15 protein-coding genes and 1 pseudogene are annotated in these 11,503 nt (G+C 37.8%); 10 read left to right on the top strand and 6 right to left on the bottom strand.

All coding sequences use genetic code 11. From position 1 onward, the window contains the following. Window positions 1–21 precede the first annotated feature (21 nt). The 3 genes and pseudogenes from BSAG_RS18730 to BSAG_RS0222620 form a co-directional block, all read right to left on the bottom strand. Window positions 22–639, bottom strand: coding sequence for a DsbA family protein (locus BSAG_RS18730; protein ID WP_004313318.1), 618 nt, complete (start codon window positions 637–639; stop codon window positions 22–24). 269 nt (window positions 640–908) lie between these two features. Beyond that, window positions 909–3,155 carry a hypothetical protein gene (locus BSAG_RS18735; protein ID WP_004313319.1) on the bottom strand — a complete coding sequence of 749 codons (2,247 nt, stop codon included), beginning with the start codon at window positions 3,153–3,155 and terminating at the stop codon, window positions 909–911. 370 nt (window positions 3,156–3,525) lie between these two features. Further along, window positions 3,526–3,759: pseudogene (locus BSAG_RS0222620) on the bottom strand (hypothetical protein); the annotation flags it as partial. A 570-nt stretch (window positions 3,760–4,329) separates the two neighbouring features. Between BSAG_RS0222620 and BSAG_RS18740 the strand changes: the two are divergent. The 5 genes from BSAG_RS18740 to BSAG_RS18760 all read left to right on the top strand — a co-directional run bounded on the left by BSAG_RS18740 (window position 4,330) and on the right by BSAG_RS18760 (window position 7,194). Next, window positions 4,330–4,704, top strand: coding sequence for a CPCC family cysteine-rich protein (locus BSAG_RS18740; RefSeq protein WP_004313325.1), 375 nt, complete (start codon window positions 4,330–4,332; stop codon window positions 4,702–4,704). A 126-nt stretch (window positions 4,705–4,830) separates the two neighbouring features. Beyond that, window positions 4,831–5,133 carry a hypothetical protein gene (locus tag BSAG_RS18745; protein WP_008643512.1) on the top strand — a complete coding sequence of 101 codons (303 nt, stop codon included), beginning with the start codon at window positions 4,831–4,833 and terminating at the stop codon, window positions 5,131–5,133. An 89-nt stretch (window positions 5,134–5,222) separates the two neighbouring features. Further along, on the top strand, window positions 5,223–5,729 hold the full coding sequence (locus BSAG_RS18750; protein WP_008643518.1) for a hypothetical protein: 507 nt from the start codon (window positions 5,223–5,225) through the stop codon (window positions 5,727–5,729). Between the two features lie 77 nt (window positions 5,730–5,806). After that, window positions 5,807–6,703, top strand: coding sequence for a WD40 repeat domain-containing protein (locus tag BSAG_RS18755; protein ID WP_008019653.1), 897 nt, complete (start codon window positions 5,807–5,809; stop codon window positions 6,701–6,703). 59 nt (window positions 6,704–6,762) lie between these two features. Then, complete coding sequence (locus BSAG_RS18760; RefSeq protein ID WP_008019652.1) at window positions 6,763–7,194, top strand: hypothetical protein; 432 nt, start codon at window positions 6,763–6,765, stop codon at window positions 7,192–7,194. A 180-nt stretch (window positions 7,195–7,374) separates the two neighbouring features. On the opposite strand, the gene BSAG_RS18765 is transcribed toward BSAG_RS18760, so the two are convergent. Then, window positions 7,375–7,596 (bottom strand): hypothetical protein, encoded by a 222-nt coding sequence (locus tag BSAG_RS18765; RefSeq protein WP_008643522.1) that lies wholly within the window; start codon window positions 7,594–7,596, stop codon window positions 7,375–7,377. 177 nt (window positions 7,597–7,773) lie between these two features. Here BSAG_RS18765 and BSAG_RS18770 point away from each other — a divergent pair, with 177 nt between their 5' ends. From BSAG_RS18770 to BSAG_RS18790, 5 genes are all read left to right on the top strand, one after another. Then, window positions 7,774–8,286 (top strand): hypothetical protein, encoded by a 513-nt coding sequence (locus BSAG_RS18770; protein ID WP_004313328.1) that lies wholly within the window; start codon window positions 7,774–7,776, stop codon window positions 8,284–8,286. Between the two features lie 134 nt (window positions 8,287–8,420). Beyond that, window positions 8,421–8,861 carry a hypothetical protein gene (locus tag BSAG_RS18775; protein ID WP_225450304.1) on the top strand — a complete coding sequence of 147 codons (441 nt, stop codon included), beginning with the start codon at window positions 8,421–8,423 and terminating at the stop codon, window positions 8,859–8,861. A gap of 19 nt (window positions 8,862–8,880) precedes the next feature. Next, on the top strand, window positions 8,881–9,219 hold the full coding sequence (locus BSAG_RS18780; RefSeq protein WP_004313330.1) for a hypothetical protein: 339 nt from the start codon (window positions 8,881–8,883) through the stop codon (window positions 9,217–9,219). Window positions 9,220–9,229: 10 nt separating this feature from the next. After that, entirely contained in the window at window positions 9,230–9,763 is a 534-nt protein-coding gene (gene lepB / locus BSAG_RS18785; protein ID WP_004313331.1) for a signal peptidase I, read from the top strand. Window positions 9,764–9,801: 38 nt separating this feature from the next. Further along, window positions 9,802–10,290 (top strand): hypothetical protein, encoded by a 489-nt coding sequence (locus BSAG_RS18790; RefSeq protein WP_008771216.1) that lies wholly within the window; start codon window positions 9,802–9,804, stop codon window positions 10,288–10,290. Here the strand turns inward: BSAG_RS18790 and BSAG_RS18795 are convergent. Together BSAG_RS18795 and BSAG_RS18800 are read right to left on the bottom strand one after the other, a co-directional pair. Then, window positions 10,273–10,818: a hypothetical protein gene (locus tag BSAG_RS18795; protein WP_004313333.1), complete on the bottom strand. Its 546-nt coding sequence runs from the start codon at window positions 10,816–10,818 to the stop codon at window positions 10,273–10,275. The two genes, BSAG_RS18790 and BSAG_RS18795, sit on opposite strands and share 18 nt — an antisense overlap. Before the next feature lie 6 nt (window positions 10,819–10,824). Further along, window positions 10,825–11,211, bottom strand: a complete 387-nt coding sequence (locus BSAG_RS18800; RefSeq protein ID WP_008643529.1) for a hypothetical protein — start codon at window positions 11,209–11,211, stop codon at window positions 10,825–10,827. Between the last annotated feature and the right edge of the window lie 292 nt (window positions 11,212–11,503).

Genomic DNA, 11,503 nt, shown 5'->3' with positions numbered 1-11,503 from the left:
GGACAATTACTTATTATAATATTATTCTTCCTGTTTCCATACATAAAACACATTCCTTCCCGCCCCTCTCTTACGCAGTTTTCCCTCCTGAATAAAAGTATTCAAATCATCAACAGCTTTCAGCCGGGCTACTCCTGTCAGTCTGCTGTATTCTATGCGGGTGATTCCTCCATTCTTCTTCAGAAACTCCTGTAACATTTGAAGACGTTGCTCGATAGGTATTTCCGTTTTACTGACAGTCCGTCCCGATTTGGGCACACGTTCAAGTCTCATTTCCCGTCTTACCTTCAATTTAAAATTTTTGGAGGTACGCAGGTGTACATTGTCAAAACAGATAGATTCGGAACGGATTTCTTTTTTAGTCATTACCTTTTGGGTGCATTTCAAAGAGACACTAAGATGTCCCAGCTCTCCAAGCTCCACAATATAGCCACGCGCCAAGAGACTACCAAGTTCATCTATTACAGCCCCCAACACCCCGTCAACCATATTCTGGGGGAAATGTTGATAACGTGACACACGTTCTATAAACTCTTTTTGGGAATAAGTCCCGCTCGGAACTATCCGCGCATGAAGGGGTTGCTTCTCGCCGGTATTCTGAACGTCCGGTGTCTCATACAAATCATAATACGCACTCATAAGCAGCTATATTTTATTGATTATCATTTATCATTTTCTTGCCTGATATTTAATCTCTCTTATACCAATCATTAGTTCTTGACTAGCATATATTTATTCGTCTGACTATAGTATAATTTGCATCTGACTATAGTTATTCTTTCGTCTGACTATAGTTAGACGAAAAAACAACTATAGTCAGACGATTAATTTATTGCATACAAAGATATACTTTATCGCAATACAACTTATAAATATTAGGAAGAAAAGATTCAGTTAACCGCCAGAAATTAATCACCTAACAGCAACTTAGTCACAGCAGCCGTATTCAATGCCCATTCACGGGTATATACTTCATCGGCTTCCGGTGTATCAGCCAACTTCAAACCCTGTGCTTGTGCTTTGATTGCCAACAGTTCGCCCACAGTGGTTTTGGCTTCCAGTTTATCCAGATACTTTTCAATAGTCTGTGTATCCAAAGAAAGAACCGTCTGTCCGCCGAAAGGAATTTCCAACCATACCACTTCCCGTTCCTTCACTTTCAGGACTCCGAAAACAAGTCCTTTCTGCACGCTTTGAGAAACTCGCACCTGATGCTGAACACAAGAAGGGTCATAAGCCACTCCGTTTCTCTCCGATATTTTCATCGGGTAAGCGGAGTTCATCCAACCTACCACCAGATTAGGAGAGATAGCCCCATTACTATACGCATTGCAGGTGAAAGCAACATATTGCGCACCTACACGATCCAACTCATTCAAATCCAATTCGATATACTCGGCAGTACCTTTCTTGTCGGGGATGCTTCGGATATCTCCGCTATGTTTAGCACCAATAGCTTTCAGATTGAAGTAGGAACATACTTCTGTCGTTGAGGGCAAAGCGATATGACAGCTCAAGTCCATATCCAGATGCTGTGCCGGAAGTCCTTTTCCCCATTGCATAAACAATCGAACTTTATCTCCTTCCACCGGGAAACGTGTACCCTGCAAGGCACAGGAAGTATCCTGAACCGTTTCGCTACGGTCGCCGATAGACAATGGAATATGAAACAACATAGGATCAATATACATACTTGCGCTTCCACTTCCGGCACCCGCATTGGCAAAGCGGGTAGCAACAACCTCTTTACACAAATCCTGTACCTCTTTCACCATCTCTTTAAGCTGGTCTTCCATATAAAGACTCACCAAATAGTGAGGCTCTATCAAAAGCGCATTACCACCTAAGGGTTTCACCATTCTCTTATGTCCTTGCTCAAAGTAACTCTCCGCATACATACCCAAAGTGACCACCAAACGAGCCGGCAACAAATGAACAACTTCTTTAAATGCCGCCAACGTTTCTTCCGGACCGAACCAAAGCATATTGGCAAACAAGGAACGTGCAAACATACCCGGACGTTGCTTCAACAAAGCGAATGTCTGTGCCGCATCTGCTTTCAAACGGCTACGTTCCACTTCTCCCTGCCAAACTGTATATGCCTGACAGTAGAATACGTCCATCAACTCTTTCAAATTTTCGAATCCCGGTTTACGAGCATATTCCGCCAAACGCAATGCACGTATCATACGTACCCACATTTCCCTTTTCGAATGCATCATTTCACAAGACTTCTCCGGTGTCATCGCCAAATTGTTCAACCAAAGAGCCACCATTTTACACTCGCGACGGGTATATTTCAATTTTAATTCTTCCCGCTTTGCCTGGGCAGCCGAACGGCTTTTATCCAAAGCATTGCACAGATGTGCATTGTTTCTACCCGCTTTACGAATGAGGGTCTTAGGCTCTATGATTTGCAAGAATCCGGTTTTCTTATACCACAAATAACGCAATATATCATTCGGAGCAGAGAAATAAATCTGCGTTTCCTGTGCCCTATCCTGCTCTACCAGTGTGTCGATCACCAGCATCAGAGTTTCTTTCATCTTGATTCCGACTGCCGGCAACGGAAGTTCAGCCAACAAGATTTTCAAGCTGTCCGCTTGTGTTGCATCAAGGGCCGTACGTGATTCCAGCAAGTCACCAAAGAAAACATTCAGCTCTTTTTCCTGCCAAAGTTCCAACACTTTCAGTTTACTGGCTTGTCCGAAATATTCTGTAGATGCCGTTTCAAACGGAGTTCCGCAGAACGGACAACCGTTGTATCGTTCCAAGGGGAATGTATTATCAGGAATCACGTGTCCGCAAGATAGTTTCACACCTTTCTTACTATTGAACATATTAGCAAGCCATGTAATCCAATGATCCAAACGTGTTTCTCCGGTAGGTGTATCCCAGCCTTTCACCAATGGAGCCCAGTTGAGTGACACACCCAATACTTCTTTCATCACCTGAAGAATCTCCACCTGTTGTGCCGGATACAACTGATTGACAGCATGCAGCAACTCTTCGGATAAGCTATATCCCACTTTTCGAAGTTGAGCAACCAATGTTACAGTAGTCGAAGTCAATGCTTCGCGCTTTTCTGTTCCTTCTATCGCTGGCAAATAAATTGCATGTTGCCTGATAGATACTTTCAACAAATCTTTTTTCATACGTTGTATTTTTTAAGTAAGGTAATCGGAAGACTGTGAATCAATGGTGCATTCCTGCGGTTTTGAAGTAAGTCTTCCTTGACCTTAGTTTATAAAAAAGAGGTAGAACAGGCCGGAATCGAACCGACGACCGTAACTACCCACTGAGCTACTGCCCCTTTGCGAAACAGGAAAAACGGATAATCGTACTGGTATATTCTACCTAAAAGAGTGTGTTGAAGTAACCCGTACTTGACCTGTTTTCTTGTTTCTTCGACAAAGATAGATGCAGTGATGCGCAGTCTTTTTGCGTAACTCAAACTTTTTTTCGGAAAAGGGGACAATCTCTATATGATTTAAAATATAAAGTATCTTGTTTTATATTTCTTGTTTAATAAACGCTGGCCGATTGAATAACAATCTTTTCCAGCAACTTCTGCATCTTTCCAATCACCGATTCTTTATCAAGCCCATATTCTGTCGCCATCACATCTTGAGCATTCTTGCCGTGGTCGAATTTCGCAAATACTGGGATTCCCATATTTTTCAATGTTTGTTCGATACGTGCCATTGTCTCTACTACACCGAACTGGCTTTCATAAGTGTAAAGCAAGTTATTGGCTGCCAAAGGATGAAATTGTATAGGATAAAGGAAAAAACTAACAGATTCCTTTGTGAATAATTAGACAAAACCGTATCTTTAGAGGCATAATTATATACAGCAAAACAATATGAATATAATTTACTGATAAACAAAACATTAAAAGTCAGAATAAGAAATTATAGCATATAGTGTAAATTTATCAAATATTGTAATTGGATAGACAAGGAGACAACTTATAGGTAGTCATATAATATAGATAATATGACTGATGAAATAAAGAATATAAAAACAACAGCGATGTACGTCCATATAGCAAACACTTACAAAAGCAAAATTAAAAGCCTGTTGGACGATATTTTAGAAGAAGAGATTTAATTAAATACTTAGAAAAAACAACAGCGAAACATTAAATGACCGCTGTTAGCATAACGTTAGCATTGAAAATAAACTGAGAAAATGATCCAATTAAAAAGAAAAGAAGCTATTAGGTTAATAAAATACCACCATCTTCTCCATTTATCAAATGAAGAAAAGGCAGATATAATATCTGATTATAATTCCAAAGTAAAAGTATAAGACAAAAGCAACAGTTTGGATTTTAAAGAGATTCAAAAATATAGTAATAATAAGTATATACTTGATCGATTTTCATATAATGATTTAGTTACTAATGAATACATTGAAGAGATTTTCTTTGCTTTATATAATATTCATATTGAGTTAATTGATAAGCCGGTGTCATTATTAGGATATTGTTGTCCATGTTGTAACTATAAAGTATATAGAAAAATGGAAATATTTGATATTTGCCCTGTTTGTATGTGGGAAAATACAAATACTGGAGAAGATCAATATAGTGCCCCTAATCGTTCTACATTAAAAGAGTATCGACAAGCGTTTTTAAATAATCAAAAGTTAGAGCCTAATAATCTTAAATATATACAGTATGAATTAGGGAGTATTTAATTGGGAAACAATATATCAAAATCAACAATAAAAACATCATGATAAAGTAAAAATAAATGCTAACAAACGGCTTAACTTCCGAAAAGTTAGTTAGCCGATAGACATTAGCAATAAATCAATAATAAAATGGAAGATATAAACATAAAAGATTTAGAGGTGCGAAAAGAGATCGCATGCGGAGATATTATCATCAAGCTATACACGCCACCTGTTAAACAAAGGTACAACAGGAACATCACAGGCGAAAATATTGATGGAGAGATTCTTTGGCAGATAGAAGATGTGAGACCAAACGTCGACTCCCCCTTTATGAACATAATACTTTATGATGAGAAAAAGATAGAGGCATATAACTGGGAGGGCGTCTTCTACTATGTCCATATATATACTGGTGAAGTGGAGTCTATTCCAAATCAAAGACCGTGGTGAAACAAAAAACATTGCTAACAAGCACCTGTTCCGCCTAACGGCGGCAAGCTGCAAGCCATTATCGGTCAAACAATAAAAAGAAAAAGTTTATGAAACTACGAGAAGAAATAGAACCTAAAATTATTCAAATAGAAAAAATATGTCCGCAAATATCGAGGTTACTACGTGGGTATGATAGTGAAAAGGACAATAAATGTTTGAATATAATAAAGAAAATTTCTGAATTAACTCACAAAGTTATTACTAAAGATATTCTTTCTGAATATATGGAAGATGACTCTATTTGTATGGTTGCTCTTAGGCTTTCAATAGGGACTCCACCATTACTCCATATTCCATTATCGTGTGACGAACTTCTTGAAATCATACAAAGAATACATTCTAAGAATTATGTCGAATATAAAGTTAAGGCTTTTCCTGAAGATGAACTTTGGTGGGTTCTGTCACACGATTATTATGTTCCGTTATTGGAAAAAAACATGGAATTATCAGAACCTTCGCTTATTCGTGAAATGCTATATCAAGAAACTGTATTTGACAGTTTGCGGTATAAGCCGGAAGAAGTACTTGAAAAAATTTTAGGTGTAATGAAATAGACCGATAACAAACAGCAAACCGACTGAATAAGCGGAACGCTGTCAAACATTAGCTGCCAATTAAAAAAATAATGAATATGGAACTGATACAAACTTTTAAGAAGTCATATTTTCTAAAGATGTCGAACGATAAACATTTGATTGCACAAGTTAACAGTAGTCAGATAAACATCTTTGAAAATGAAACATATAAGCATTTAGCACAATTCAAAGAAGTAGGCAATGCTTCTGTTTTCTTTTCAAATGACAGCAACTTGCTCTTGGCAAAAGATAATGATCGTAAACTTGTTGTGTATGATTTGGCAACTATGTCAATCCGTTGCAAACTCAAACCGAAAGTAGGCAGTTCAAATGGTGATGGTGACGCTTGTATTTCACATGATAATAAGTATATCATTAATTTGGGGTATGATTTTCCATACGGCTATATATCGGTTTATGATATTGAAAACGGAAAGGAAACAAGATTTCGTGAAGATATGAGAGAAGTGTATAACCAAATACGTTATATCCCTTCACGCCAATTATACTTCATTGATGGGTTTCGCAAACCGAACGAAGGGACAAGTGAAAAGAATAGGTACTTCTATCTTTGGTTTGATATGGACAACAGAACATTTGAACAAACATTCTGTGATTTGGACGATGCAAATTTTCTGTATAGTGAACATTTAGAGCAAGTGTTATACTTTACAGAAGAGGGCAATCTTGCTTTTCGCATTTTGCCCTTGAATATAGAACTGCCGATTAAACACCAACAAGGCTGTTTGGATATACAACTTTCGCATAACAACAAGATGATTGCCTTATATCAAGATAATAATCTAAAACTTTGTACGTTCCCTAATATGGAAATATTGGCTGAATTATCGAATATCGGCTATGGTAATATTTCCTTCTCTCCTGATGATAAAGAAATATTAATTGCAAGTACAATAAAAGGGCTTATTTATAAATTGGAAAAGTGCAGCTAACAAGCACCTGTGCCACCTAACGGCGGCAAGCCGCATAACATTACCAACAGAGTAAAAAAATGAAAGTATATAGAATAGCAATAAATATGATTAAGCAAACCAAGATTTTTAAATTTATAATCCCTATTGTAGTATTTATTCTATTGTATGCTGTCTCAACAATTAGAAACAACAATGTAAGAAAGGATGGCATATATTCTATAGTAACTCTTGTTAAATACAGTTCTGCTTATAGAGGGCAAAGTGCAAAATATGAATTTGTATATAATAAGACTTTATATAAAGGAAGTTTTTTTATATCATTTGCCGAGAGTAAAAACACTCCAATCGGAACCCGTTACTTTGTAACATTCTTAGCCCAAGCCCCCGACCGACATCTTATATTAGACAGCGTACCATCTTGGTTTACTCTAAAAGCACCAGATAAAGGATGGAAAACATTACCTACACAAAAACAACTACGAATAATGATGAAAGATAGCTTGAATTAAAATGCTGCCACCGGACATTAACTTGATAATAAATAAACGAAAAATGAAACAGAAATACTATATAATCAAACTCTTATTGAAAATATGGTTTGGAATATTATGTATTAGTCTATTGTGTACCACGGGTATTCTTTGGCTAAGGACTCAAAATATAAAACCTGTACCAGATATGGATGTTTCTTATAGAGGTATGGCATTGGCTTGGTCAATTTTGGGAATTTTGGCATTATCTACCGGAGCAATCACTTTGTTCTTGAACTGCTTTGCAAGAGTTAGAAACAGCATACTGTATAGTTTCCTATCATTTTTTCTTATTCCTATTTTGATAATTTTATTTTCTGGAACAATGTGCTTGTATGATACTACAATACCATTTTTACTTTGTTTATTGGCGTCATACATATTGTTTAGAAATAAAATAATACAGAAAACAAGCGGATGAATCGCCCTGATGGTCGATTAGCCACCAGACGTTATCAGAATATATATGATAAAAATCAGAGTATAGGATTGAAGCACATAACGTATATTTGCAGTCTACTTCAATGAAATAGATGAAATCATAAAAGTAATTTGAATATGAAACACTTTAAAATAATAACGATGGGAATACTTGCCTCTATTCTGAGTTTACTGGGATGTGGATATGGAAACAAGCGAGCTACGCAGAGTGAGAGTATAAATCCTTATATTCCGGTAGCCGCACAGATTACAATGGATAAGTTGCCGGGCGTGCTGAAAAACGTAAAGGCAGGACGAACGGAATATGATTTTACGGGTATCTGTGCCAATGGTGTGGATTGTATCTATTTCATGCAGGATAACGGAAAGTTCTACATTGATTTTGAAGCCATGAGCAAAGACCAACTTCCCTATCTGAATACATTGAAGCAGTTTGCCAAAGAGCATAATTACCCAATTATCGAAACGACCTATAACAACACGCCCATAGATTACGATCATGTGAAATTTGCTCCGGTTCTAAGCCTGAAAGTCAATGCGGATATTGACAGCATCGTTCATGTTGGAAAATTGATTGAACAAACCATTTTCAAGAATAACGATCAGACCATTTACGATATAGTGCCTTAGAGGGTATAAGGAGAATATAAAAGAATAATGATAAAATGAGAGATAAGGATTCCGGGAAAAAGATATTCTGGATTTACCCTACAAATAAGTTTGTTTGGGCAGGAGTTGTCATATGTAGTATATTCTGTGCATTTATGATCTACTTTTTATGTGTAGCCAATTTAAGTGAGAATAAAGTCCTCTTTATTTTCCTGTTGCCCATATCTTTGTCTATCCTGTTAATCTGTTGGGCACTACCCAGTAAGATTTTACTTTGTGAGGATAGAATAGAAGCACGAAGCCTGTTCGGGAAAAGAAGCATCCGGGTGGATGAGATAAACTCGTGGGGAGTTGTGCAAATGTATAAGCCCTACCGTTGTAAAGAGGGTATTTATTCTTACATACCTGCCAAGTCATTCAAACCTTCCCGTAAAATAGAGGAGAACATGATTTTCTCGTATAGCCTGTTTTTATCCAATATTCCGCACTATGACGGGAAAAAGAAAAATTCGTCCCAAACAGATAAAACTATTTTTGTCAGTTATCGGAAAGAAGTGTATATTGCATTGGAAAAGTATCTGAAAGAAAAAAAATAATGTATTAATATTAGTATATATGAAAGAATTTGGAACTATCGGAGATTTAATCAATGCTTATAAAGCAATACCATGTGACGCTTATATCTATTGCTCAAAAAGTGTTATTGAAACAGAGAACTTGGAGAATGGCAAATATTTAGTCATTGAATCGGAAGAAGAGGATGGATATGTGGAAACAGAAGATGGTGAAGTCCCCAAACAAGCATACGATTTGGGCATGAGTTCGTTGGTCGATGTTGAAACATTTAAGGATATATTGAGCTTTCAATATAAATTGAATCCCAAAACATTATACAAAGATTGTATAAAGGCTATTGAGTATTATCTAAGTAATGATGATTTTCTGGATGAATGAAATCAATCTTATGAAAAAGTTATTGTATTTGCTTGTCATGCCATTGATATTGGCGGCATGTAACCCAAAAGTTGAATTGACCAGTGCCGGAATGTACCCGAACTATCAAGTGGGTGAAATAGTAAACCTTATTCCGGTGGATTCTCTGACTTATGGGGACGTAATCGCATATCATTCATACATTCCCGGCTTTCAGGAAAGGGCATTTAAACGAATTGTCGGACTACCGGGCGATACTGTCCGCTTTCAGGATCAGCAATGTATCGTGAACGGCAAAAAGTGTGAATGGGTACTCATACGGAAACTTTTCTATGAAGAAGATGAATGTGAAGAGTATTGCGAAAGTCTGCCCAATGGCATGAAGGTGAACATCTGTAAAAGCGTTGTACCCATAGATTCGGCAACGGCTACCACGACTGCGGTTGTCGTCCCGGCGGGCAGCTACTTCGTTGCGGGGGATTACAGGGGCGGCTCGATTGACAGCCGTTCGCAAGGATGCGTAGCTGCGGATTCAATTATCGGGAAAGGTGTAAAAAGAAAGTAAGTACAGGGCTTTAGTTCCGATTTATTATGCTGAATACAATGAATAAAAGAATCATTTCATTTGTCTGTGCAGGATTGGTCGCAACAAGTTGCGTGTCCTCACTCTGTTTCTATGATTATTTTGCCAACGATGGCACTACCAGCAATCTCATCTATTGGATTTTCGACTTTTTCCAGTTATCCATACTGCTGGGACAAGCCGGAATAGGCGTTTATACTATCAATGTGCTCCTACGGCAGAGGAAAGAAGCCATTTCTTCTCTAGGATATTTTGCGGCTCACGTATTTCTGCAAAATATAACTCCCTTGCTCCAAGCATGGTCTGCGGCTGTCATTACGGAATATCCGCAATGGTTGCTGATGAGTCAGGTCGGTTTTAGCATTGTTCTTTTTCTTACTTTGCTAATCATCCAGCCTGCATCTTTATTCAAAAAGTCGGAATATATCCCCTGGCTGTTGATGGCTGCATTTTATATCAACTGCGTATATACGGCACTTACCGTCATCGGTTTAATTATTACCCTGTAATGATTGCATATAAACATAATCCAGCACAGCACCTTCCCAATGAATAGCAGGCGGGTATTGTTTCCAACCTCTTTCCGGTGGGGACAGTACCCATGTGGGGACAAACTCGTCCCCCAAAGCCTTATTGTATTCAGGGTTGCTGACGGCATACCTCACTATGATGCGCAAAGGATTGCTGACACCCAAAAATTTGGGATATGTCGTTGTAGTATTATATTTCACCCCATCCACATAAAAACCGAACTGGCGTACCTTATGTCCCCCTTTAATGACACCCGACACTTTTTCATAAGTGGCTAAAGTGTATCGATTGCCTTCTGCCAACGCACGGGCTTTATGTATGCTATTGTACCATGTCCAGCCGGAACCTGACATTGCGAAAAGATATAAAAGGTAAATGGATAACGAAGTCTTTTTCCCATCCGTAGCCCACTGCTTTTTCAATAGCGAGCCTACTATCATAACAAAAGCCCCCACCCCTAACAGGGAGACACAAACCAAAACCGGAATATTCATGTACTCTATCATACTGTTTTAGAATATTCTTTTCTTCAAATAATATACCCATAAATCAATAGCTTTGCCGATAACGACACCAAAAACACTAAGTGCCAACGCTATGTAAGCTGCAACAATGAACGGTTGTTCGTCTATCCACTTATTGACAAGTACGGACATCCGGGAAAAGACACCACCCGCAACAGTCAGAACGATGGTCAGGGCAATATGTATCTCCACCAGCTTATCCTGTCTGTTTGAATCTATTTCGTCATCTTTTAAATACCTGACAAGCCACAGGCACGGAACAAACAGAAACAACATGAAAAATGCAATAATTACCATTTCTTCCCCGGAGATTTCATGCAATCCTCTGCCGAAAAAGCGAAAACCGAATATTATTGCTATACAGGAAGTTATCATTTATGCCACTATTTTTAGTTTGTATTCTTAATCGTACATTCTTTCTCAATAGCCTGACAATTCGTTTCCCGGCTATCCTAATTCTTACCACCGAAAGCGCATCTACGAAGAATAGAATTGTATCGGCTTTGTTACTAATAACTCCTGATTCATATAGGATTCTTTAGTTTACAAAGTTACGGATATGACAGGAAAAAGGCAAATTTAAATCAAGAAAAGATAATAAACACGCGGATATACGATATTGATAACAATAACAAACAGCACTTCAATCTACAAAGCAAGCATCCGG

Origin of the sequence: Bacteroides sp. D1 (genome assembly GCF_000157095.2) — a bacterium.
In the GTDB taxonomy this organism is placed as follows: Bacteria; Bacteroidota; Bacteroidia; order Bacteroidales; family Bacteroidaceae; genus Bacteroides; species Bacteroides xylanisolvens.
Note: the sequence above shows the minus strand (reverse complement) of the source record. Positions and strands in the feature narration are given on the sequence as shown.

Coding starts and splice junctions, on each gene's coding strand:
- BSAG_RS18755 (WP_008019653.1), top strand. CDS start 5,807: ATGGAACTGATACAAACTTTTAAGAAGTCATATTTTCTAAAGATGTCG.
- BSAG_RS18745 (WP_008643512.1), top strand. CDS start 4,831: ATGGAAGATATAAACATAAAAGATTTAGAGGTGCGAAAAGAGATCGCA.
- BSAG_RS18800 (WP_008643529.1), bottom strand. CDS start 11,211: ATGATAACTTCCTGTATAGCAATAATATTCGGTTTTCGCTTTTTCGGC.
- BSAG_RS18790 (WP_008771216.1), top strand. CDS start 9,802: ATGAATAAAAGAATCATTTCATTTGTCTGTGCAGGATTGGTCGCAACA.
- BSAG_RS18760 (WP_008019652.1), top strand. CDS start 6,763: ATGAAAGTATATAGAATAGCAATAAATATGATTAAGCAAACCAAGATT.
- BSAG_RS18735 (WP_004313319.1), bottom strand. CDS start 3,155: ATGAAAAAAGATTTGTTGAAAGTATCTATCAGGCAACATGCAATTTAT.
- BSAG_RS18765 (WP_008643522.1), bottom strand. CDS start 7,596: ATGTATGACGCCAATAAACAAAGTAAAAATGGTATTGTAGTATCATAC.
- BSAG_RS18775 (WP_225450304.1), top strand. CDS start 8,421: ATGATCTACTTTTTATGTGTAGCCAATTTAAGTGAGAATAAAGTCCTC.
- BSAG_RS18730 (WP_004313318.1), bottom strand. CDS start 639: ATGAGTGCGTATTATGATTTGTATGAGACACCGGACGTTCAGAATACC.
- BSAG_RS18770 (WP_004313328.1), top strand. CDS start 7,774: ATGAAACACTTTAAAATAATAACGATGGGAATACTTGCCTCTATTCTG.
- BSAG_RS18750 (WP_008643518.1), top strand. CDS start 5,223: ATGAAACTACGAGAAGAAATAGAACCTAAAATTATTCAAATAGAAAAA.
- lepB (WP_004313331.1), top strand. CDS start 9,230: ATGAAAAAGTTATTGTATTTGCTTGTCATGCCATTGATATTGGCGGCA.
- BSAG_RS18780 (WP_004313330.1), top strand. CDS start 8,881: ATGAAAGAATTTGGAACTATCGGAGATTTAATCAATGCTTATAAAGCA.
- BSAG_RS18795 (WP_004313333.1), bottom strand. CDS start 10,818: ATGATAGAGTACATGAATATTCCGGTTTTGGTTTGTGTCTCCCTGTTA.